Here is a 19,882-nt window from a genome sequence, read left to right as displayed (position 1 = left end):
CCACCATAAGCCGAGCCCCATGGACAACTCCGATATCGCGATCACGCTGGTCTTAATCTCTGCCTTTATGCACGCCACGTGGAATGCCGTCGTTCGCGCCGGTAGCAGTCGCTTCATGACCTTGGCCATGGTGGATGGGACCGCGCTAGTGATATGCCTGCTGGCATTGCCGCTTGTCAGTGTGCCGAGCCTGGAGGTAGGGGGCTATATCCTCGTCTCTGTGGTCCTCAATACGGTCTATCGGCTATTTCTGATCAAAGCGTACGAAACGGGTGACTTCGGCCAGGTGTACCCGGTAATGCGCGGGGTGCCGCCCGTATTGGTCGCGCTGTTTTCCTACTTCCTGCTGCATGAGCAGTTGTCACTCCAGGCGTTCATGGGCGTATTGCTCATTTGTGTGGGGATTATCAGCCTGACCTTTGTGCGCAGGATGACGGCGCAGATGTTCAAGCCGATCCTGATGGCGGTGTGCGCCGGGGCGTTTATTGCGTCTTACACGGTGGTGGACGCCAAAGGTGTAAGAGCCAGTGAGACGGTGCTGCAGTACATCATCTACCTGACGGTATTCCAGAGTATTCCGATCCCGGTGCTGGCGTTTTCCAAAGAGCGCTCGACCTTGGTTCGTGCGATACGTGGACACTGGCAAGTCGGGCTGTTAGGGGGTGTTTTTTACCTGGCGTCGTACGGATTGGTGTTGTTTGCGTTGTCGCTGGACGCGGTGGCCAAGGTCTCAGCTCTGCGGGAGACCAGTGTTATTATCGGCGCTATTATTGCCGCGCTGTTCTTTCATGAACGGTTCGGTTGGCGACGGATGCTGTCGGCGTTCGTCATTGTTTGCGGGATCATTTTGATCAAAGTGAGCACCTGATGGGCCAGCGTCCGCCTCCCACACCGATGCTTCAAGCGTTCGTCAGCGCTGCGCAAACGGGTAGTTTTGCGCGCGCAGCGTCTGAGCTTAACCTTACCGCCAGTGCTATCAGTCATCAAATTGCAGGCCTGGAGGAGTGGTGGGACGTGCAGTTGTTTGAGAGGCACTCGCGTGGCGTCAAGCTGACGGCGGCGGGGCAGGCTTTGTTGCCCGTTACCGATGGTTTTTTCAAGGCGCTGGATGGGGTGTTGCATTCACTCAATCCCGGTAAATCCCAACCGTTGTACCTCGCATGTACATCTTCCCTCTGTTCGACGTGGCTGATCCCCAGGATGCATGGCTCTCACACTGAGGCCTCGTTTAACCTTGACTTGGTGTTAACCAGTGCCGATATGAGCGGCGCCAGCCTGGAGGCTCATCAATACGATGTTGCGGTGGTGATGGGTTACGGTGACTACCCGGATCATCATGTCGAACTGCTGATGCGAGACGCGGTGTTCCCGGTTTGTTCGCCGGAGTTCCTGCGGTTGAAGGGGGATATCTCACTGGAGGATGTGGCCCGGTATCCGTTGATTCATCGGGTGGACGATCAGGTGTGCCCGGGGTGGGAAAGCTGGTTTGCGTTCCAAGGGCTGATGGCGCCGCCTTATCACCATGGGCCGCGATTTCCGGATTCGAGTCTGGCAATCAGCCTGGCAGTGAAGGGCGGAGGGGTTGCGCTGGGCAGGACTGCATTGGTGTATGACCAATTGGAAGACGGCGCGCTGGTTGCGTTGAATAGCCCGGTGATGATGTCGCCAGCGGCCTACTACATCATTTGCAGGAATGGACGACAGTCGGAGCCTGATATCGCTCGACTAATTGATTGGCTCAAGATCCAAGCGGCTGAGTTTCTGGCGGATGTTCGGGTTCGGCATCCGCAAATAGCGGGAGCCGGCGCGGTTTAAATGTGGGAATGAGCAATCCTCCTCCCACAATTAAACCGTGTTCGCTTAACCGCTGGGCGTCATCGCTTGGGTCAGGTCATCCACCACCGCCTTGCCCATCTCACACAAGTAGTGCGCAGCCCACGCGTATTGCTCGCCGCGCACATCCATGGCGGCTTCCATCGCGAGTTTCTTGGAGTAGAAGAGCAGGGTGGAGGCGTGTTCCAGGGCTTGCTCGATCGGCATGCCGGAATTGACGCGGAACAGCGGTTTTTGGTTTTCGCCGTAATCGCCGAAGGTGACAACGCCGAGGGTGGTGATGGAGGAAAGCGGTGGGTCGGGGACGATTTTGGACATGGTTTTTCCTTAGGTTAATAAGTAGAAACCGCCACGGCACGTCGCTAAACATGGAGGGGTGGCAGCTGTACGCAGGTTAGCGAACCGGTAACCTAGGGAACCCGGTAGACCCCGAAGGTCTCCCGCGCACAGCCGCCATAACACGATAAGGCAGGCAAAAAATGCCGGCCAAAGCAGTTGAGGAAGTCGTACCTACGTTTCTCGGGTCGCTAAACCCAATCGCTGTTTTGCAGCGACCCGAGGAGGCTAGACACTCAAATCCTATGGCGCAATAGGGCAGAGAGTCTCTAGGAAACGTCCTGCAAATTAAAGCGAATCGTCGTTGATGGCCCTTTAATCCGCAAACTTTATCTCCCGCGTTTCCCCCATCAACAACCCCTGATTCTGCTCCGTCACCTCCCTGATGTAATCCCACAACAACGTAATCCGTTTCAACTTGCGCAGATCCTCCCGGCAATACATCCAGAACTGCCGCGTAATCGCAATCTGCTCCCCCAGCACCGGCAGCAATCGCGGGTCCTGCGCGGCCAAAAAGCACGGCAATATCGCCATCGACCGGCCCTGCTGCGCCGCCACGTACTGCGCGATCACGCTGGTGCTGCGCAAACTGGCGCTCGCGCCGGGCACCACGTTGGCCAGGTAGAGCAGCTCCGAGCTGAACGCCAGGTCATCCACATAGCTGATAAACGGATGCTCGGCCAAATCTGCGGGTTTGCGGATGGGCGGGTGTTGGTCGAGGTATTCCTGGGTCGCGTACAGCTGCAATTTGTAGTCGCACAGTTTGCAGCACACGTAGGGCCCGTGTTCCGGGCGTTCCAGGGCGATGACGATGTCGGCTTCGCGCTTGGACAGGCTGATGAAGTGGGGCAGGGGCAGGATGTCGACGGAGATTGCCGGGTAGGTGTCGACAAAGTGGCTGAGCTGCGGGGTGACAAAGAAGCTACCGAAACCTTCGGTGCAGCCCATGCGCACATGGCCCGACAACGCCACGCCGGAGCCGGAGACCTGCTCGCAGGCCATGTGCAGGGTGCTTTCGATGGACTCGGCGTAGCCCAGCAAACGCTGGCCCTCGGTGGTGAGCACAAAACCGTTGGTCCGGGATTTTTCGAACAGCAGCGTGCCGAGTGACACTTCCAGTGAACTGATGCGCCGCGACACGGTGGTGTAGTCCACCGCCAGGCGCTTGGCGGCCACGCTGGCCTTGCGGGTGCGGGCTACTTCGAGGAAAAACTTCAGGTCGTCCCAGTTCAGGGAGCCCAATGATGTGATGTTTTTTTGCATATTGGACCGGCTTTTATGTGCGTTCTTATTAGAGATTTGCACATCTATACTCCAAAAACAGTCCGAACGCCTCATTCTTCAAGGCGATTCAACGCCTTGGTTCTCTGCATAACTATAAGATTTGGAGACCACATGAACGCATCTGCCGATATTTCCGTGCAACAGGTCAAGTTGCTGATCAATGGTGAATGGGTCGAGTCCAAGACCACCCACTGGCAAGACATCGTCAACCCCGCCACCCAGCAAGTGCTGGCCAAAGTCCCGTTCGCTACCGCCGATGAAGTCAACGCTGCCATCGACGCCGCCCACAAAGCCTTCCAGACCTGGAAGCTGACGCCGATCGGCGCCCGCATGCGCATCATGCTCAAGCTGCAAGCGCTGATCCGCGAACATTCCAAACGCATCGCCGTAGTCCTTAGCGCCGAGCAGGGTAAGACCATTGCCGATGCCGAGGGCGATATTTTCCGTGGCCTGGAAGTGGTCGAGCACGCGTGCTCAATCGGCACCTTGCAGATGGGCGAATTCGCCGAAAACGTCGCCGGTGGCGTCGATACCTACACCCTGCGCCAACCTATCGGTGTGTGTGCAGGCATTACCCCGTTCAACTTCCCGGCGATGATTCCGCTGTGGATGTTCCCGATGGCGATTGCCTGCGGTAACACCTTCGTGCTCAAACCTTCCGAGCAAGATCCGTTGTCGACGCTGCTGCTGGTGGAGCTGGCGCTGGAAGCCGGTGTACCGCCTGGCGTGCTCAACGTGGTGCACGGCGGCAAAGATGTGGTGGACGCGCTGTGCACGCACAAAGACATCAAGGCGGTGTCCTTCGTCGGCTCGACCGCCGTCGGCACTCACGTGTACGACCTGGCCGGTAAACACGGCAAGCGCGTGCAGTCGATGATGGGCGCCAAGAACCATGCGGTGGTGCTGCCGGATGCCAACCGTGAACACACCCTCAATGCGCTGGTCGGTGCCGGTTTCGGCGCGGCGGGCCAGCGTTGCATGGCCACTTCGGTGGTGGTGCTGGTGGGCGCGGCCAAGCAATGGCTGCCGGATCTGAAAGCGCTGGCGCAAAAGCTCAAGGTCAATGCCGGCAGCGAAGCTGGCACGGACGTCGGCCCGGTGATTTCCAAGCGTGCCAAGGCCCGCATCCTGGAGTTGATCGAAAGCGGCGTGAAAGAAGGCGCCAAGCTGGAGCTTGATGGCCGCGACATCCAGGTGCCGGGCTTCGAACAGGGCAATTTCGTCGGCCCGACGCTGTTCTCGGGCGTGACCACGGACATGCAGATCTACACCCAGGAAATCTTCGGCCCGGTGCTGGTGGTGCTGGAAGTCGCCACGCTGGATGAGGCCATCGCGCTGGTCAACGCCAACCCGTTCGGCAACGGTACTGGCCTGTTCACCCAAAGCGGCGCGGCGGCGCGTAAGTTCCAGAGCGAAATCGATGTAGGCCAGGTCGGCATCAACATCCCGATCCCGGTGCCGGTGCCCTTCTTCAGTTTCACCGGTTCCCGTGGTTCCAAGCTCGGCGACCTGGGCCCGTACGGCAAGCAAGTGGTGCAGTTCTACACCCAGACCAAAACCGTTACGAGCCGCTGGTTCGACGACGACACGGTCAACGATGGCGTTAACACCACCATCAACTTGCGCTGATTCCGGGAGACCACCATGAAAATTGCATTTATCGGCTTGGGCAACATGGGCGCGCCCATGGCCCGCAACCTGATCAAGGCCGGCCACGCGCTGAACCTGTTCGACCTGAACCAGGCCGTGCTCAAGGAACTGGCCGAGCTGGGCGGCAGCATCAGCGACTCGCCGCGTGATGCGGCCCAAGGCGCCGAGCTGGTGATCACCATGCTGCCGGCCGCGGCCCACGTTCGCGCTGTCTGGTTGAATGAAGACGGCGTACTCGCCGGTATCGGCAACGGCGTGCCGGCAGTCGATTGCAGCACCATCGACCCACAAACCATCCGCGATGTGGCGGCGGCTGCGGCCAAGCAAGGCGTGACGGTGGCTGACGCGCCTGTCTCCGGCGGCACTGGCGGCGCACAGGCGGGCACCCTGACCTTCATGGTCGGCGCCACCCCGGAACTGTTCGCCACGCTGCAACCGGTGCTGGCGCAAATGGGCCGTAACATCGTGCATTGCGGCGAGGTGGGCACCGGGCAAATCGCCAAAATCTGCAACAACCTGTTGCTGGGTATCAGCATGGTCGGCGTCAGCGAAGCCATGGCGTTGGGCGATGCACTGGGCATCGACACCCAAGTGCTGGCGGGGATCATCAACAGCTCCACCGGGCGCTGCTGGAGTTCCGACACCTACAACCCGTGGCCGGGCGTGATCGAAACTGCGCCGTCATCTCGGGGTTATACCGGTGGGTTTGGTGCCGACCTGATGCTCAAGGACTTGGGCCTGGCCACCGAAGCCGCGCGCCAGGCGAAGCAACCGGTGATTCTGGGCGCTGTGGCCCAGCAGTTGTATCAATCGATGAGCCAGCGCGGGGAAGGCGGCAAGGACTTCTCGGCGATCATCAATAGCTATCGCAAGCCTAAGTAGGCGGTGATCGGCTTAACTGTGGCAAACCGCCTTCTTGTGGCGAGCGGGCTTGCCCGCGTTGGGCTGCGAAGCAGCCCCCGATCCAAACACTGCGATCTTTCAGAACGATCGTGGTGAGGGCATATGGGGCTGCTACGCAGCCCAACGCGGGCAAGCCCGCTCGCCACAACAAGCCAGTTCTCCACAAGCAAACGGTTGGCTGTAGGAGTGGCTCACGCAAACACAAAATACTTTCGCACCGTCTCGACCACTTCCCACGTCCCCTTCATCCCCGGTTCCACCACGAAGATATCCCCAGCCCGCAGGTGAATCGGCGCCATGCCTTCTGGCGTGATCACGCAGTAGCCTTCCTGGAAGTGGCAGTATTCCCACTTAACGTATTCCACGTACCACTTGCCCGGTGTGCAGATCCAGGTGCCCATGATCTTGCTGCCGTCTTCGCTGGTGTAGGCGTTGAGGTTGACGGTGTGTGGGTCGCCTTCGAGCTTTTCCCATTTACAGGCATCCAGGACCGGCAAAGGGTGGGTGTCGCGCAGTACGGTGATGGGCTTGGACATGGTGTCTCCGAGGCAGGCCAATGGAAAGATGCACCCTAAGGCCTCGGGCGCTGTGGCAGTGGTCTGAACTCGACATCGAGATGCCCAGAAGCGCAGGCGAATGCAATCCTCCAGGCTATTTGCATCCAGTGTGGGAGGGGGCTTGCCCCCGATGGCTGTGGGGCTGCCGGCACAGGTGTCAACTGATCCACCGCCATCGGGGGCAAGCCCCCTCCCACATTGGATCTCGTACGGCATTTCCGAGCGCGAATTGGCCATTTCCTCGCAGTAAGTGCGAAAGATTTCCCGCCTGACGCAGGAATTCGCAAGAAAATTCGCAGCAGGCCCTCGTATCATTCACTCCAGAACGAGTGAGAGCCTTGAAATGAACCCTATAAAAACGTGGTGGGATATCAGCCCGCCCTTGAGTACGGCGACCCCGACCTGGCCGGGGGATACGCCGTTCCAGGAAGAGCGCGTATGGCAGTTCGGCCCGGAGTGCCCGGTGAATGTCGGGCGCATTACGTTGTCACCACACACCGGCGCCCACGTGGATGCGCCGCTGCATTACAGCGCGGACGGTGCGCCGATTGGCGAGGTGTCACTGGACGTGTACATGGGCCCGTGCCGCGTGCTGCATTGCCTGGGCAGCGGCGCGCTGGTGCAGCCGCATCAACTGCAGGGGCGTGTGGATAACTTGCCGGAGCGGGTCCTGCTGCGTACTTATCCACAAGCGCCGCTGACTGAATGGGATTCGAATTTCACCGCTATCGCCCCGCAAACCATCGAGCTGCTCGCCAGCCTGGGCGTGCGCCTGATTGGTATCGACACCCCGTCCCTGGACCCGCAACAGTCCAAGACCATGGATTCCCACAACGCCGTGGCCCGCCATGGCATGGCGATTCTCGAAGGCATCGTGCTCGATGACGTACCGGAGGGCGACTATGAATTGATCGCGCTGCCGCTGCGCTTTGCCAACCTCGACGCCAGCCCCGTCCGCGCCATTCTGCGCCCGCTCAAGGAGCCCACGCGATGAGCCAGTGTCCTTTTTCTCCCGATTATCAGCCGCCCGAAGAATGGCATAACGCTGAACTGAATTTTTCCGAGTCCATGAGCTACGGCGACTACCTGGACCTGGGCAAAGTCCTCAGTGCCCAGCACCCGCTGTCGCCGGACCACAACGAGATGCTGTTTATCATCCAGCACCAGACGTCCGAGCTGTGGATGAAACTGATGCTCCACGAACTCAAGGCCGCCCGCGAGCACGTGCGCCTGGGCGAGCTGGCGCCGGCGTTCAAGATGCTGGCGCGGGTGTCGCGGATCTTTGATCAACTGGTGCACGCCTGGGCGGTGCTGGCGACGATGACGCCATCGGAATACAAGGCGATCCGCCCATTCCTGGGGCAGTCGTCGGGGTTCCAGTCGTTCCAGTACCGTGAGATCGAATTTATCCTCGGCAATAAAAGTGCGGCGCTGTTGCGGCCCCACGCCCATCGGCCGGAACTGCTGAACGAGTTGAAAGTGGCGATTGCCACGCCGTCGCTGTATGACGAGGCGATCAACCTGATGGCCAAGGCGGGCCTGGCGATTGACCCGGCCCGCGCCGAACGCGACCCGACGGCGGCCACGGTGCACGATGAATCCGTGGAGGCGGCGTGGCGTGAGGTGTATCGCGACCCGAGCCGCTACTGGGATTTGTATCAGTTGGCCGAGAAGTTTATCGACCTGGAAGATTCCTTCCGCCAGTGGCGCTTCAGGCATGTGACCACGGTGGAGCGGATTATCGGCTTCCAGCCGGGCACAGGCGGCACGGAAGGGGTGGGGTATTTGCGCAAGATGCTCGATACCGTGCTGTTCCCCGAGCTATGGCGAGTACGCTCCACGCTCTAAACAAAAAGCCCCGGATAACCGGGGCTTTTTCAGTGGAATGCGATCAAAAATGTGGGAGCGGGCTTGCTCGCGAATACGGTGAGTCAGTCACCGGATGGGCTGGCTGACACTCCGTATTCGCGAGCAAGCCCGCTCCCACAGGGGTTACTGCGTCACGGCTACTTTCGCGTTTTTCATCCGCAACCGATACGCCACATAGATAACCCCCACCCACACCGGCATCGCATACACCGACTCACGAATGCCCGGGATCGCCAGCATCACGCTGATGATCATCAGCATGAACGCCAGGCACAGGTAGTTGCTGAACGGGAACCAGAAGGTCTTGAACGACGGCGTTACGCCTTGCTCGCCCATGGCCTTGCGGAACTTGATGTGGGTGATGCTGATCAGCGCCCAGTTGATCATCAGCGAAGCAACCACCAGCGCAAACAGCAGCTCCAGCGCACTTTGCGGCGCCACGTAGTTGACCACCACGCAGAGCATCGTCACCAACGCTGAAATCGCCAGGGCGCGCAGCGGCACGCCTTGTTTATTCAGCTTCATCAGCGCCTTGGGTGCATCGCCTTGCTCGGCCAGGCCGAACAGCATGCGGCTGTTGCAGTACACGCCGCTGTTGTACACCGACAGCGCCGCGGTCAGCACCACGAAGTTGAGGATGTGCGCGGCGGTGTCGTTACCGATCAACGAGAAGATCTGCACAAACGGGCTGCCGCTGTAGGCATCGCCCGACGCGCCGAGGGTTTGCAGCAACTGGTCCCACGGGTACAGCGACAGCAGCACGGTGAGGGCGCCGACATAGAAAATCAGGATGCGGTACACCACCTGGTTGATCGCCTTGGGGATCACCTTGCGCGGCTCACTGGCCTCGGCGGCGGTGATGCCCACCAGCTCCAGGCCACCGAACGAGAACATGATGAAGGCCATGGCCATCAACAGCCCCATGCCGCCGTTCGGGAAGAACCCGCCGTGGCTCCACAGGTTGCTGAACGAGGCTTGTGGGCCGCCGGTACCGCTGAACAGCAGGTAGCAGCCGAGCACGATCATGCCGACAATCGCCACCACCTTGATGATCGCAAACCAGAACTCGGCTTCACCGAAGAACTTCACATTGAGGGTGTTGATCAGGTTCACCGCCACGAAGAACACCAGCGCGCTGACCCAGGTCGGGATCTCCGGCCACCAGAACTGAATGTACTTGCCCACGGCCGTCAGTTCGGCCATGCCCACCAGCACGTAGAGCACCCAGTAGTTCCAGCCCGCCAGGAAGCCCGCGTAGCCGCCCCAGTATTTGTGCGCGAAGTGGCTGAAGGAGCCGGCCACCGGCTCCTCGACGATCATCTCGCCAAGTTGGCGCATGATCAGGAACGCGATAAAACCGGCAATCGCGTAACCGAGGATCATCGACGGCCCCGCCGACTTGAGCACCCCGGCCGAGCCGAGGAACAGCCCCGTGCCAATCGCCCCTCCCAAGGCGATCAGCTGAATATGCCGGTTCTTCAGGCCACGCTTGAGGCCTACCGGGTTAACCATGTCATCCGCCATTAACATTCCCTTCTACTTGTATTCTCTGGGTTGAGCCCATCAGAAGTGCTGAGGGGTCAGATATTACTCTGCGTAAACTTTTCGTAATACAGCTGAACGCCATCAAGTGCCTGATCCGCCAGCCATTGTTGGATGGATTCGACCATCGGCGGGGGGCCGCACAGGTACATATCCGCCGATGTATCCCGCAATTCGGCCAGGTCGAAATGCTCGCTGAGGTAACCGCGCTTGCCGGGCCACTCGGGCGACGGGTTGCTCAGCACCTCGGTGTAGCGAAAGCCTGGGATCTTTGGCGCGTAGGCCTGGATGCGCGCCGCTTCGCACAGGTCCTCGGCACCGCGCACGCCGTAATACAGGTGCACGGGTTGCGTGCAGCCGCTGGCGGCCAGTTCATCGAGCATGCCCAGCAGCGCCGACAAGCCGGTGCCGCCTGCCACCAGCACCAGCGGTTTTGTCACGTGGCGCAGGTAGAACGCACCCAGCGGCGCCTCCAGCAGCAATTCGTCACCGACCTGGCAACGCTCGCGCAAGTAGTTGCTCATCACCCCATCCGGCAGCAGGCGGATCAGGAATTGCAACTGATGGCCCGGCAGGTTGGCGAAGGAATACGAGCGCCAACTATCGGTGCCGGGCACCGACAGCCGGGCATATTGGCCAGGCAGAAAATCCAGCGCCTGGTCCAATTGCACCTGCAGGATCGCGGTGCTGGCCGACACCTGCTGCACTTTGCTCACCGTGCCACGTACCTGCACCGGCCCGGGTGCATTGCACAAGCTGGAATCGAAGTCGAAGTAGAACGCCGCGTCGGACTGCACGCGGGTCTGGCAACTGAGCATCTTGCGGTGTTGCAGGTCGAGGCTGGAGAGGGCTTCTTCGTCGACATAATCCTGGGTGTAATCGCCCGACTCACACCGCCCCTGGCAAGTGCCGCATACGCCTTCGCGGCAATCCAGGGGGATTTTTATGCCGTTACGCAGTGCCGCATCCAGCAGGATTTCATTCGCGCTCACTGGAAAAAACAGGGTCTTGCCGTCGGCAAAACTGAAGGCCACTTTGTGATTCATTTTTTTACTCCACCTATTTTTTTGTGGTGAATGGGCTTCTTGTGGTGAATGGGCTTCTTGTGGCGAGCGGGCTTGCCCGCGTTGGGCTGCGAAGCAGCCCCTGGCCCAGGCACCGCGTTCTGCCAGCAAAGAATGCGCAGGCTTTTTTGGGTCTGCTCCGCAGACCAACGCGGGCAAGCCCGCTCGCCACAACAAGCTCGTTTGCCACAACAAGCCCGCCAGGCCAGTCGGCACAAAGCGCTTATTCAAAGGTGATAGAAATCCAGCACCGAGTTGATGGTGTCGTTGAGCAGCAAGGCGTGCTTGCGCGTGATCAGCCAGCTGTCGCCGTGGGGTTTGAGGCGGTAAGTGGCAGGCCCGTAGAACTGCTCCGAGGTGGCCAGGCGATAGAACAGCGTGTGCCAGTTCAACTTCACCTGCAGCGTGCCATCCGCCTGCTCGCTGATGCGCACGTTGTTGATCAGGTGCAAGGTGCGTGGCATCGGCGTGGCCGACGCGGCCTTGCCGGTGCGCAGGCGGAAGATGCGGTCTTCCAGGCCAGAGCGGTTGGCGTAGTAGATCAGCGACATCTCGCGCTTGGGGTCGCGGGTGTAGACGTGTTCGGAGTCCCACTGCGGCAGGTGGAACTCACTCTGCGGGTCAAACAACTGCACGTAGGCGTCCCAGTCCTGGGCGTCGCACAGCTCGGACATGCGGTAGAAGAACTGCTCGATCTGGTACTGCAATTGGGCATTCATCATTCAACCTCCCGCAGGCTCAGCGCTTGTCGGTCCAGGCCGTTGAGCAGGAACTGCTGCCAGTTGCGGTGCTGGTTGACGTAGAGGCCTTCATGGGTGAATTCGGTGCCGGTCATCGCAGGTGTGATGCCGATGGCTTCGCTGTTCGGCGTGGGGCCGGTTTCCCAGCGATGGCTGCCACGGGAGATATCGCTCCAGCGCTCCAGGCGGCCCTGGAAGCCACGCTGGGCTTCACGGAATTCCACCAGGTCGTCCGGCGTGCCCATGCCCGATACGTTGAAGAAATCCTCGAACTGGCGAATGCGGTTTTCGCGGTCGGCGTCGGACTCGCCCTTGACCCCCAGGCATTGGCTGATGATCTCGGTCTTGTTCCACGCCACAGGGCGGATGATGCGCAGCTGCGAGCTGATCTGGTCGAGGAAGAACAGGCTCGGGTAGATATTCAGGTTGCGCAGGCGGTGCATCATCCATTCGGCCTTTGGCTGGCCGTGCTCTGCCACCAGGCGCGGCATGATGGTGGCGTAGCCGGAGCGCACGCTGGGGTTGGGCATGTCACTGAACAACACGCTGTGGCCGTTGTTGAAGGCGAACCAGCCGTCATCGGTATTCGCGTCGCCGGCGCCGAGCTTGCTGTAGTCCAGGGTGCTGCCGGCGCTGGTGCCGTTCTCGGTGTTCACTTGCTGGCGATGCTGCACCGTGGCCACGTAGTTGTAGTGCACGGTGCTCACGTGATAACCGTCCAGGCCGTTTTCGTTTTGCAGCTTCCAGTTGCCGTCGTAGGTGTAGGCGGATTTGCCCGGCAGCACCTCCAGCTCACCGGTGGCGGACTGCGCGACCATCATGTCGAAGAACACTTTGGCGTCGCCGAGGAAGTCTTCGAGGCTGTCGGTGCCGTTGACGTCGAGGCTGATGAAGACGAAGCCCTTGTAGCTCTCGATGCGGGCTTTTTTCAGGCCGCGCGTGGCCTTGTCGAAACCGTCCGGGTATTCCCCCGGCGCCTTGACCTTCACCAGCCGACCGTCGCTCTTATAGCACCAGGCGTGGAACGGGCAGGTGAAGGTGGACTGGTTGCCCTTGCCGACGCGGGTGAGGGTGGTGCCGCGATGCTGGCAGGCGTTGATCAATGCATTGAGCCGGCCCTCGCCGTCGCGGGTGATGATCATCGGCTGGCGCCCGGCGCGCATCGTCACGAAGTCGTGGTTATTCGCCAACTCGCTTTCATGGCAGGCGTAGATCCAGTTTTTTTCGAAGATCAGTTCCATCTCCAGATCGAACAGTTGCGGCTCGGTGAACATGTCGCGGGCGATGCGGAACACCTCATCTGCCGGGCGAAAATCCAGGCAGCTTTCGATAAAGCTTTTCCATTGCTCGACGCTTCTTGCACCACTCATGGGAGGCACCTTTGGTTAATGGCTAAAACGGGTAGGCCATTAAGAGGCTGCGACGCGGTGGGCGGCTATCCGCTTAGTGGGGGAAGGTGGGCCGGATAATTGGGCAGCAACTACCCAATACGGTGCGGCGGGGTGACGTCATGCGCTACTGTCTGCTCGGGCCGCTGTAGGAGGCGTCCTGTTCTTATCCACATAGTCGGCCGTTGCTATCCACCCCGTTGCATTTGTACGGGCGTGGCGTAGAACTTGCTGTTCAACAACAATAACGACGCGCCGTCAGAGCGCGCAAAGCCTAACCGCCGTGGGTGCCCCTGATGAGTAGCCATACACGCGATATCCATATTCAACGCTTCGACCTGGAAGGCGCCCGCAGCTGGATGTCCGGCATCTGCGGGCCGCACCGCCTGGCGACGACCACGCCCGAGCGCCTGCGCTTTCACCACAGCGCCAACGTGTTCAAGTCCCGCGCCACCACCCTGGGCGTGATCGAATACGGTACCGATGTGACCATCGATATCGAAGACGCCGAGCACTTCAGCAGCTACAGCCTGACCCTGCCGCTGGTGGGCGAGCAGGAGTTGAGCAAGAACGGCCAACGGCTGATTTCCAATCGCGATCAGGGCGTGATCATTGCGCCCAACGAACACCAGGTGCTGGCGATTTCCGGCGACTGCCGCAAGTTGCAAGTGGTGATCACGCGGGCGGCGATGAGTGAATCACTGGAAGGCTTGCTGCAGCGGCCGATCGAGGCGCCGCTGCGCTTTGAGTCGGTGATGGATGCGGTGGACGGCGCGTCGGCGTCGTGGTGGCGCATGGCGCGTTACTTCATCGCCGAGCTGGAACGCAGCAGCGAATTGTATGAACAGGCGGCCTTTACCCGCGACCTGGAAAGTTCGCTGATCAAGGGGCTGATCCTCGCCCAGCCGAATAACTATTCAGAAGAATTGCGCGCTGTACTCGGCGTGAAGCTGCCGCAGTATCTGGTCCGTGCGCGGCAATACATCCACGACAACGCCCGCGAAGCCGTGCACCTGGAAGACCTGGAAGCCGCCACCGGGGTCTCGCGCTTCAAGCTGTTCGATGCCTTTCGCAAGTACTTTGCGCTATCGCCCATGGCCTACCTGAAGAAGCACCGGCTGGGCGGCGTGCGCCAGGAAATTCTCGAGCACGGTTCAATCCGCACCATCTCCGAGATCGCCCTCGGCTGGGGCTTTACTCACCTTGGGCGGTTTTCGGCGGAGTACAGAAAACTCTTTGATGAGTCCCCCAGCCAAACCTTGCAGCGCAACCGCCTACGCAGTCTCTGACCCCGATGAAGATCAAAATGTGGTGTTTGTGAGATCTCAGATCAGCTCTTCGACCAACTGCAAACAATGACTCAGCCCCGGCGACTGATCATTCACCCGCCGACTCAGAATGATCGGCGAAGTCGCCGTAGCCTCCACCACCGGCGTATAGCCGATATCCGCACGGTGCAACACCTGCACCGAGGCCGGCACCAACGTCACGCCCATACCCGCGCCCACCAGGCCAATAGCGGTCTGCAACTCGTTGGTCCACTGCGCCACCTTGAGGCTCAAGCCATGGGCGTCGAACAGCGCGATCACATGGTCGGCATAGCTCGGCCGTGGGTTGCCGGGGTACAGCACAAACGGCTCGGCGGCCAGTTGGGCGAGGGTCGCAGGGGCTTTGAGCAAGGGGTGGCCGGCCGGCAGCACGGCCACCAGCCGGTCTTCCACCAGTACGCGCTGGACGATGGCGGGGTCGTCGATGCGAATGCGCCCGAAGCCCACATCAATGCGCCCGGCCTTGAGGGCTTCGACCTGTTGCAAGGTGGTCATTTCCGACAGCCCCAACTCCAGCTCCAGGCTGTCGTGGTTGCGCAGCCGGCGAATCAGTTCGGGCAGCACGCCGTACAGGGTCGACGGCGCAAAGCCGATACCCAGCCAGGTCTTTTCGCCCTGGCCGATACGCCGGGTGCTGTCGCAGACTTTGTTCAACTGTTCGAGCAATACATTGGCGTGTTCATAGAAAAACCGCCCAGCCTCGGTCAACCGCAGCGGGCGGCCACGCTCGAGCAAAATCACCCCAAGCTCATCCTCCAATTGCTGGATCTGCCGGCTCAACGGTGGCTGGGCGATGTGCAGGCGTTCGGCGGCGCGGGTGAAATTGAGGGTTTCCCCCAGCACCTGGAAATAGCGCAGGTGTCGCAGTTCCATGATGGCTCCTTTCATACCTTGAGGGTATTGCTTAAGACTAATTCTATATTGGAAGCCTGGAAAGATGCGGGACAAAATCGGCTCAAACCTATAAAGAACCCAACGGGTATTGCCATGCCGATTTGCGCCATCGAGTCGATTGAAACCATCATCGTCGACCTCCCCACCATCCGCCCGCACAAGCTGGCGATGCACACCATGCAAAACCAGACCCTGGTGATCATCCGCGTGCGTTGCGCTGACGGTATCGAAGGCATCGGCGAAGCCACCACCATCGGCGGCTTGAGCTACGGCAATGAAAGCCCCGACAGCATCAAAATCAATATCGACCGGCATTTCGCGCCGCTCCTGGTTGGCCAGGACGCGAGCAATATCAACGCCGCCATGTTGCGCCTGGAGCGCAGCATCCGCGGTAACACCTTTGCCAAGTCCGGGATCGAAAGCGCCTTGCTCGATGCCTTGGGCAAACGCCTGAACCTGCCAGTCAGTGAACTGCTCGGCGGCCGTGTGCGCGATGCGTTGCCGGTGGCCTGGACCCTGGCCAGCGGCAACACCGAACAAGACATTGCCGAGGCCGAAAAAATGCTCGACCTGCGCCGCCACCGCATCTTCAAATTGAAGATCGGCGCCGGTGAAGTCAGCCACGACCTGGCCCACGTGATTGCGATCAAAAAGGCCTTGGGCGATCGCGCCAGCGTGCGCGTCGACGTCAACCAGGCCTGGGACGAAGCCGTGGCCCTGCGTGCATGCAAAGTGCTGGGCGACAACGCTATCGACCTGATCGAGCAACCGATCTCGCGCAACAACCGTAGCGGCATGGCGCGGCTTAACCGGTCGAGCCCGGCGCCGATCATGGCCGATGAATCCATCGAATGTGTCGAAGACGCCTTCAACCTGGCTCGCGAAGGCGCGGCCTCGGTGTTCGCCCTCAAGATCGCCAAGAATGGCGGGCCCCGCGCGGTGTTGCGCACGGCGGCGATTGCCGAAGCGGCGGGCATCGGCCTGTACGGCGGCACCATGCTTGAAGGCGGCATCGGCACCCTGGCCTCGGCGCATGCGTTTCTGACCTTGAACAAGCTGGCGTGGGACACCGAGTTGTTCGGCCCGCTGCTGCTGACTGAAGACATTCTTACCGAGCCGCCGCTTTACCGCGATTTCCAGCTGCATGTCTCCACCTTGCCGGGCCTGGGCCTGGCTATCGATGAAGAGCGCCTGGCGTTCTTCCGTCGTGATAAACACTAAGAGGCGCCCGCCATGTTGTTTCACGTAAAAATGACTGTGAACCTGCCCGTCGACATGAACCCCGAACGCGCAGCTAACCTCAAGGCCGAAGAAAAAGCCCTGGCGCAGCGCCTGCAAGCGCAGGGTAAATGGCGCCACCTGTGGCGCATCGCCGGGCTCTACGCCAACTACAGCGTGTTTGACGTCGACAGCGTGCAGGAACTGCACGACCTGCTGATGCAACTGCCGCTCTACCCTTACATGGCCATCGAAGTGAACGCCTTGTGCCGTCACCCTTCGTCGATCCATGAGGACGACCGCTGAGCCTGTTTTGCACCTAATAATTACAAGATGAGGATTGCACCATGTCCATCCGACTGTCCCAGACTGCCCACGCCCAACAGTTTCTCGAAGAAGCCAGCGGTAACCTCAACGACGCCGGCAACCCGCGCACCAAGGCGCTGATCTACCGGCTCCTGCGCGATACGGTCAATATAATTGAAGACCTGGAGGTGACCCCGGAAGAGTTCTGGAAGGCGGTCAACTACCTCAACGAGTTGGGCAAGAACCAGGAGGCGGGTTTGCTCGCAGCCGGGCTGGGCCTGGAGCATTACCTGGACTTGCTGATGGACGCTGCCGACGAACAAGCCGGCAAATCCGGCGGCACGCCGCGCACCATCGAAGGCCCGCTGTATGTGGCCGGCGCGCCGCTGTCCAAGTACGAAGCGCGTCTGGATGATGGGACGGATGCGGCGGCGCCGCTGTTTATGCGCGGGCAAGTACGCGACACCGATGGCAAGCCGTTGGCGGGGGCGATTGTCGATGTGTGGCAGGCCAACACCGGCGGCACCTATTCCTGGTTCGATCCGAGCCAGTCTGAATTCAACCTGCGCCGCCGCATCGAGACCGACGCCCAGGGCAATTACCGGTTCCGCAGCATCGTGCCCTCGGGTTACGGCTGCCCGCCCTCCGGCCCGACCCAGCAATTGCTCGACCAACTCGGGCGCCACGGCCAGCGGCCGGCGCATATCCACTTCTTTATTTCGGCGCCGGGGCATCGGCACCTGACCACGCAGATCAACCTGTCGGATGATCCGTACCTGCATGACGATTTTGCCTACGCGACCCGGGATGAATTGATCGCCGAGATTCGCTTCAGTGACGATCAGCAGTTGGCGCGGGAGTTTGGCGTGGAAGGGCGGTTTGCGCAGATTGATTTTGACTTTGAGTTGCAGCCCGCGTCGGCGCCGGTAGAGCAAAAGCGCATGCAGCGAGTCCGCGCCCTGGAAGATTGAACGCGGTTAAAAAATGTGGGAGCTGGCTTGCCTGCGATGGCGATGGTGCCTTCACCACCGTCATCGCAGGCAAGCCAGCTCCCACAGGGTTTTGTGGTGTGGCTGGTCATTTGCGGATGACCAGGTCCAAGACCTCATCCCGGTCCTTGATCTTCTGCAACACAATCTCCGAACGAATATCCATCACCCCCGCCGTGCGGTTCAGGTGGTTCACGATAAAGTCCGAAAAGTGCTTCAAATTCCTGGCCTGCACCCGCAGCACATAGTTGCTGGCGCCGGTGATCACATAGGCACTGGCTACCTCCGGCCAACCCTGCACCTTCTTGATAAACGTCTCGTGCCAATCCTCCACGTCCTGGCGTAACGACAGGTGCACGATGGCTTCCAGCTCAATCCCCAATTGCTCGGCATTGAGCACGGCGCGATAGCCGCTGATGATTCCCTCGCTCTCCAGCAGGCGCAAACGGCGCAGGCAGGCGGAGGGCGACAGGGCGACTTTTTCCGCGAGTTCCTGGTTGCTGATACGGCCATCCTGTTGCAGGAAATGCAGGAGGCGCAGGTCGGTGGCATCAAGAATCATGGTTAGAATAAATCCGCTTGTTTTCGGGTTAAATTCGAATTTCCTACAGCTTAATTAGCTTGTTACCCACCACTTTGCACGAAAATTCTGTAAATCTTCGTTCATTATTTGGTCCATCTTCACTGATAAGAACCAGGACTGCCCATGACCACTCGAAGCCACTGCCAAGCCCTCGACGCCCAAGACCCGCTGGCGCCCTTGCGTCGCCGGTTCGCCTTGCCCGAAGGGGTGATCTACCTCGACGGCAACTCCCTCGGCGCACGCCCGGTGGCGGCGTTGGCGCGGGCGCAGGCGGTGATTGCCGAGGAGTGGGGCAATGGCTTGATCCGCAGTTGGAACAGCGCCGGCTGGGCGCAGTTGTCCCAGCGCCTGGGCAACCGGCTGGCGCCGCTGATTGGGGCGCGCGACGGTGAAGTGGTGATCACCGATACCACCTCCATCAACCTGTTCAAGGTGCTCAGCGCGGCCTTGAGTGTGCAGCGTCAACGCGCGCCTGCACGCAAGGTCATCGTCAGTGAAGCAAGCAATTTTCCTACCGACCTGTACATCGCCGAGGGCCTGGCCGAGCTACTGCAACAGGGCTATTCGCTGCGCCTGGTGAACAGCCCGGACGAACTGCCCCAGGCCATCGACGCCGACGTGGCGGTGGTGCTGCTCACCCACGTCAACTACAAGACCGGCTATATGTACGACATGCAGGCGCTCACCGCCCTGAGCCACGAATGCGGCGCGCTGAGTATCTGGGACCTGGCGCACTCAGCAGGCGCGGTGCCCATCGACCTGCACCAGGCCGGCGCTGATTATGCGATTGGCTGCACCTACAAATACCTGAATGGCGGGCCTGGCTCCCAGGCGTTTGTGTGGGTCAACCCGGCGTTGGTGGACCTGGTGCGCCAGCCGCTGTCGGGCTGGTTTGGGCATACCCGACAGTTCGCCATGGAATCCACCTACGCGCCCAGCGCCGGTATCGCACGTTACTTGTGCGGCACCCAGCCGATCACGTCGTTGGCGATGGTGGAGTGCGGCCTGGAAATTTTCGAACAGACCGATATGGCCAGCCTGCGCAGTAAATCCCTGGCGTTGACCGACCTGTTTATCGCGTTGGTGGAAGCGCGTTGTGCCGCCCATGGCCTGGTGCTGATCACCCCGCGCGAACACGCCCGTCGCGGCAGCCACGTGAGCTTCGAACACCCCGAAGGTTATGCGGTGATCCAGGCCTTGATCGCCCGTGGCGTGATCGGTGATTACCGCGAGCCGCGCATCATGCGTTTTGGCTTTACCCCGCTGTATACGAGCTTTACCGAGGTGTTTGACGCGGTGGAAATCCTCGGTGAAATCCTCGATGAGAACACCTGGAACCAACCGCAATTCAAAGTCCGTCACAGCGTGACCTGACACTCCGCGAATCAAAAATGTGGG

General features: G+C 60.4%; 20 protein-coding genes. 11 read left to right on the top strand and 9 right to left on the bottom strand.

Annotated features, from left to right (window positions below):
• Window positions 1–19 precede the first annotated feature (19 nt).
• Window positions 20–868 carry an EamA family transporter gene (locus tag CXQ82_RS26510; protein WP_101273875.1) on the top strand — a complete coding sequence of 283 codons (849 nt, stop codon included), beginning with the start codon at window positions 20–22 and terminating at the stop codon, window positions 866–868.
• On the top strand, window positions 868–1,815 hold the full coding sequence (locus CXQ82_RS26505) for a LysR substrate-binding domain-containing protein (protein WP_101272995.1): 948 nt from the start codon (window positions 868–870) through the stop codon (window positions 1,813–1,815). The genes CXQ82_RS26510 and CXQ82_RS26505 overlap by 1 nt, the downstream gene beginning before the upstream one ends.
• A gap of 45 nt (window positions 1,816–1,860) precedes the next feature.
• Here the strand turns inward: CXQ82_RS26505 and CXQ82_RS26500 are convergent, their stop codons facing one another.
• Both CXQ82_RS26500 and CXQ82_RS26495 read right to left on the bottom strand, forming a co-directional pair.
• Window positions 1,861–2,151 (bottom strand): DUF3077 domain-containing protein, encoded by a 291-nt coding sequence (locus tag CXQ82_RS26500; protein WP_101272994.1) that lies wholly within the window; start codon window positions 2,149–2,151, stop codon window positions 1,861–1,863.
• A gap of 333 nt (window positions 2,152–2,484) precedes the next feature.
• Window positions 2,485–3,432: a LysR family transcriptional regulator gene (locus CXQ82_RS26495; protein WP_101272993.1), complete on the bottom strand. Its 948-nt coding sequence runs from the start codon at window positions 3,430–3,432 to the stop codon at window positions 2,485–2,487.
• Window positions 3,433–3,564: 132 nt separating this feature from the next.
• Between CXQ82_RS26495 and CXQ82_RS26490 the strand changes: the two genes are divergently transcribed.
• Together CXQ82_RS26490 and mmsB are read left to right on the top strand one after the other, a co-directional pair.
• Complete coding sequence (locus CXQ82_RS26490) at window positions 3,565–5,082, top strand: CoA-acylating methylmalonate-semialdehyde dehydrogenase (protein WP_101272992.1); 1,518 nt, start codon at window positions 3,565–3,567, stop codon at window positions 5,080–5,082.
• Between the two features lie 15 nt (window positions 5,083–5,097).
• Window positions 5,098–5,985: a 3-hydroxyisobutyrate dehydrogenase gene (gene mmsB, locus CXQ82_RS26485; RefSeq protein ID WP_101272991.1), complete on the top strand. Its 888-nt coding sequence runs from the start codon at window positions 5,098–5,100 to the stop codon at window positions 5,983–5,985.
• Between the two features lie 212 nt (window positions 5,986–6,197).
• Here mmsB and CXQ82_RS26480 read toward each other — a convergent pair whose 3' ends face one another.
• Window positions 6,198–6,542 carry a cupin domain-containing protein gene (locus CXQ82_RS26480; RefSeq protein ID WP_003194115.1) on the bottom strand — a complete coding sequence of 115 codons (345 nt, stop codon included), beginning with the start codon at window positions 6,540–6,542 and terminating at the stop codon, window positions 6,198–6,200.
• A 364-nt stretch (window positions 6,543–6,906) separates the two neighbouring features.
• Between CXQ82_RS26480 and kynB the strand changes: the two genes are divergently transcribed.
• On the top strand, window positions 6,907–7,557 hold the full coding sequence (gene kynB / locus CXQ82_RS26475) for an arylformamidase (protein WP_101272990.1): 651 nt from the start codon (window positions 6,907–6,909) through the stop codon (window positions 7,555–7,557).
• Window positions 7,554–8,411 (top strand): tryptophan 2,3-dioxygenase, encoded by an 858-nt coding sequence (gene kynA, locus CXQ82_RS26470; protein WP_101272989.1) that lies wholly within the window; start codon window positions 7,554–7,556, stop codon window positions 8,409–8,411. Before kynB ends, kynA begins: the two co-directional genes overlap by 4 nt.
• Before the next feature lie 144 nt (window positions 8,412–8,555).
• Here kynA and CXQ82_RS26465 read toward each other — a convergent pair whose 3' ends face one another.
• The 4 genes from CXQ82_RS26465 to antA form a co-directional block, all read right to left on the bottom strand.
• Complete coding sequence (locus CXQ82_RS26465; protein ID WP_101272988.1) at window positions 8,556–9,956, bottom strand: amino acid permease; 1,401 nt, start codon at window positions 9,954–9,956, stop codon at window positions 8,556–8,558.
• A gap of 56 nt (window positions 9,957–10,012) precedes the next feature.
• The gene (antC, locus tag CXQ82_RS26460; protein ID WP_101272987.1) at window positions 10,013–11,020 is read right to left on the bottom strand and encodes an anthranilate 1,2-dioxygenase electron transfer component AntC; all 1,008 of its coding nucleotides are present in this window, start codon (window positions 11,018–11,020) and stop codon (window positions 10,013–10,015) included.
• A 245-nt stretch (window positions 11,021–11,265) separates the two neighbouring features.
• Window positions 11,266–11,757: an anthranilate 1,2-dioxygenase small subunit gene (gene antB / locus CXQ82_RS26455; RefSeq protein ID WP_101272986.1), complete on the bottom strand. Its 492-nt coding sequence runs from the start codon at window positions 11,755–11,757 to the stop codon at window positions 11,266–11,268.
• Complete coding sequence (gene antA, locus CXQ82_RS26450) at window positions 11,757–13,148, bottom strand: anthranilate 1,2-dioxygenase large subunit (RefSeq protein WP_101272985.1); 1,392 nt, start codon at window positions 13,146–13,148, stop codon at window positions 11,757–11,759. Before antA ends, antB begins: the two co-directional genes overlap by 1 nt.
• Before the next feature lie 314 nt (window positions 13,149–13,462).
• Between antA and CXQ82_RS26445 the strand changes: the two genes are divergently transcribed.
• On the top strand, window positions 13,463–14,455 hold the full coding sequence (locus CXQ82_RS26445; protein ID WP_101272984.1) for a helix-turn-helix domain-containing protein: 993 nt from the start codon (window positions 13,463–13,465) through the stop codon (window positions 14,453–14,455).
• A 36-nt stretch (window positions 14,456–14,491) separates the two neighbouring features.
• Here CXQ82_RS26445 and CXQ82_RS26440 read toward each other — a convergent pair whose 3' ends face one another.
• Window positions 14,492–15,367, bottom strand: coding sequence for a LysR family transcriptional regulator (locus CXQ82_RS26440; RefSeq protein WP_101272983.1), 876 nt, complete (start codon window positions 15,365–15,367; stop codon window positions 14,492–14,494).
• A gap of 114 nt (window positions 15,368–15,481) precedes the next feature.
• Here CXQ82_RS26440 and CXQ82_RS26435 point away from each other — a divergent pair, with 114 nt between their 5' ends.
• Genes CXQ82_RS26435 through catA form a run of 3 tightly spaced genes read left to right on the top strand, consistent with a single transcriptional unit; the run spans window position 15,482 to window position 17,883 of the window.
• Entirely contained in the window at window positions 15,482–16,609 is a 1,128-nt protein-coding gene (locus CXQ82_RS26435) for a muconate cycloisomerase family protein (RefSeq protein ID WP_101272982.1), read from the top strand.
• A gap of 12 nt (window positions 16,610–16,621) precedes the next feature.
• Window positions 16,622–16,912, top strand: a complete 291-nt coding sequence (catC, locus tag CXQ82_RS26430; RefSeq protein WP_101272981.1) for a muconolactone Delta-isomerase — start codon at window positions 16,622–16,624, stop codon at window positions 16,910–16,912.
• Between the two features lie 41 nt (window positions 16,913–16,953).
• Window positions 16,954–17,883, top strand: coding sequence for a catechol 1,2-dioxygenase (gene catA, locus CXQ82_RS26425; protein WP_101272980.1), 930 nt, complete (start codon window positions 16,954–16,956; stop codon window positions 17,881–17,883).
• 106 nt (window positions 17,884–17,989) lie between these two features.
• Here the strand turns inward: catA and CXQ82_RS26420 are convergent, their stop codons facing one another.
• Window positions 17,990–18,463, bottom strand: coding sequence for an Lrp/AsnC family transcriptional regulator (locus tag CXQ82_RS26420; RefSeq protein WP_016974903.1), 474 nt, complete (start codon window positions 18,461–18,463; stop codon window positions 17,990–17,992).
• Between the two features lie 144 nt (window positions 18,464–18,607).
• Here CXQ82_RS26420 and kynU point away from each other — a divergent pair, with 144 nt between their 5' ends.
• Entirely contained in the window at window positions 18,608–19,858 is a 1,251-nt protein-coding gene (gene kynU / locus CXQ82_RS26415) for a kynureninase (protein WP_101272979.1), read from the top strand.
• Window positions 19,859–19,882: the final 24 nt, after the last annotated feature.

The sequence above is a fragment of the Pseudomonas sp. S09G 359 genome (assembly GCF_002843605.1).
Lineage (GTDB): Bacteria > Pseudomonadota > Gammaproteobacteria > Pseudomonadales > Pseudomonadaceae > Aquipseudomonas.
This window is presented reverse-complemented; position numbering and strand designations above follow the sequence as displayed.

Coding starts and splice junctions, on each gene's coding strand:
- CXQ82_RS26510 (WP_101273875.1), top strand. CDS start 20: ATGGACAACTCCGATATCGCGATCACGCTGGTCTTAATCTCTGCCTTT.
- CXQ82_RS26505 (WP_101272995.1), top strand. CDS start 868: ATGGGCCAGCGTCCGCCTCCCACACCGATGCTTCAAGCGTTCGTCAGC.
- CXQ82_RS26500 (WP_101272994.1), bottom strand. CDS start 2,151: ATGTCCAAAATCGTCCCCGACCCACCGCTTTCCTCCATCACCACCCTC.
- CXQ82_RS26495 (WP_101272993.1), bottom strand. CDS start 3,432: ATGCAAAAAAACATCACATCATTGGGCTCCCTGAACTGGGACGACCTG.
- CXQ82_RS26490 (WP_101272992.1), top strand. CDS start 3,565: ATGAACGCATCTGCCGATATTTCCGTGCAACAGGTCAAGTTGCTGATC.
- mmsB (WP_101272991.1), top strand. CDS start 5,098: ATGAAAATTGCATTTATCGGCTTGGGCAACATGGGCGCGCCCATGGCC.
- CXQ82_RS26480 (WP_003194115.1), bottom strand. CDS start 6,542: ATGTCCAAGCCCATCACCGTACTGCGCGACACCCACCCTTTGCCGGTC.
- kynB (WP_101272990.1), top strand. CDS start 6,907: ATGAACCCTATAAAAACGTGGTGGGATATCAGCCCGCCCTTGAGTACG.
- kynA (WP_101272989.1), top strand. CDS start 7,554: ATGAGCCAGTGTCCTTTTTCTCCCGATTATCAGCCGCCCGAAGAATGG.
- CXQ82_RS26465 (WP_101272988.1), bottom strand. CDS start 9,956: ATGGCGGATGACATGGTTAACCCGGTAGGCCTCAAGCGTGGCCTGAAG.
- antC (WP_101272987.1), bottom strand. CDS start 11,020: ATGAATCACAAAGTGGCCTTCAGTTTTGCCGACGGCAAGACCCTGTTT.
- antB (WP_101272986.1), bottom strand. CDS start 11,757: ATGAATGCCCAATTGCAGTACCAGATCGAGCAGTTCTTCTACCGCATG.
- antA (WP_101272985.1), bottom strand. CDS start 13,148: ATGAGTGGTGCAAGAAGCGTCGAGCAATGGAAAAGCTTTATCGAAAGC.
- CXQ82_RS26445 (WP_101272984.1), top strand. CDS start 13,463: ATGAGTAGCCATACACGCGATATCCATATTCAACGCTTCGACCTGGAA.
- CXQ82_RS26440 (WP_101272983.1), bottom strand. CDS start 15,367: ATGGAACTGCGACACCTGCGCTATTTCCAGGTGCTGGGGGAAACCCTC.
- CXQ82_RS26435 (WP_101272982.1), top strand. CDS start 15,482: ATGCCGATTTGCGCCATCGAGTCGATTGAAACCATCATCGTCGACCTC.
- catC (WP_101272981.1), top strand. CDS start 16,622: ATGTTGTTTCACGTAAAAATGACTGTGAACCTGCCCGTCGACATGAAC.
- catA (WP_101272980.1), top strand. CDS start 16,954: ATGTCCATCCGACTGTCCCAGACTGCCCACGCCCAACAGTTTCTCGAA.
- CXQ82_RS26420 (WP_016974903.1), bottom strand. CDS start 18,463: ATGATTCTTGATGCCACCGACCTGCGCCTCCTGCATTTCCTGCAACAG.
- kynU (WP_101272979.1), top strand. CDS start 18,608: ATGACCACTCGAAGCCACTGCCAAGCCCTCGACGCCCAAGACCCGCTG.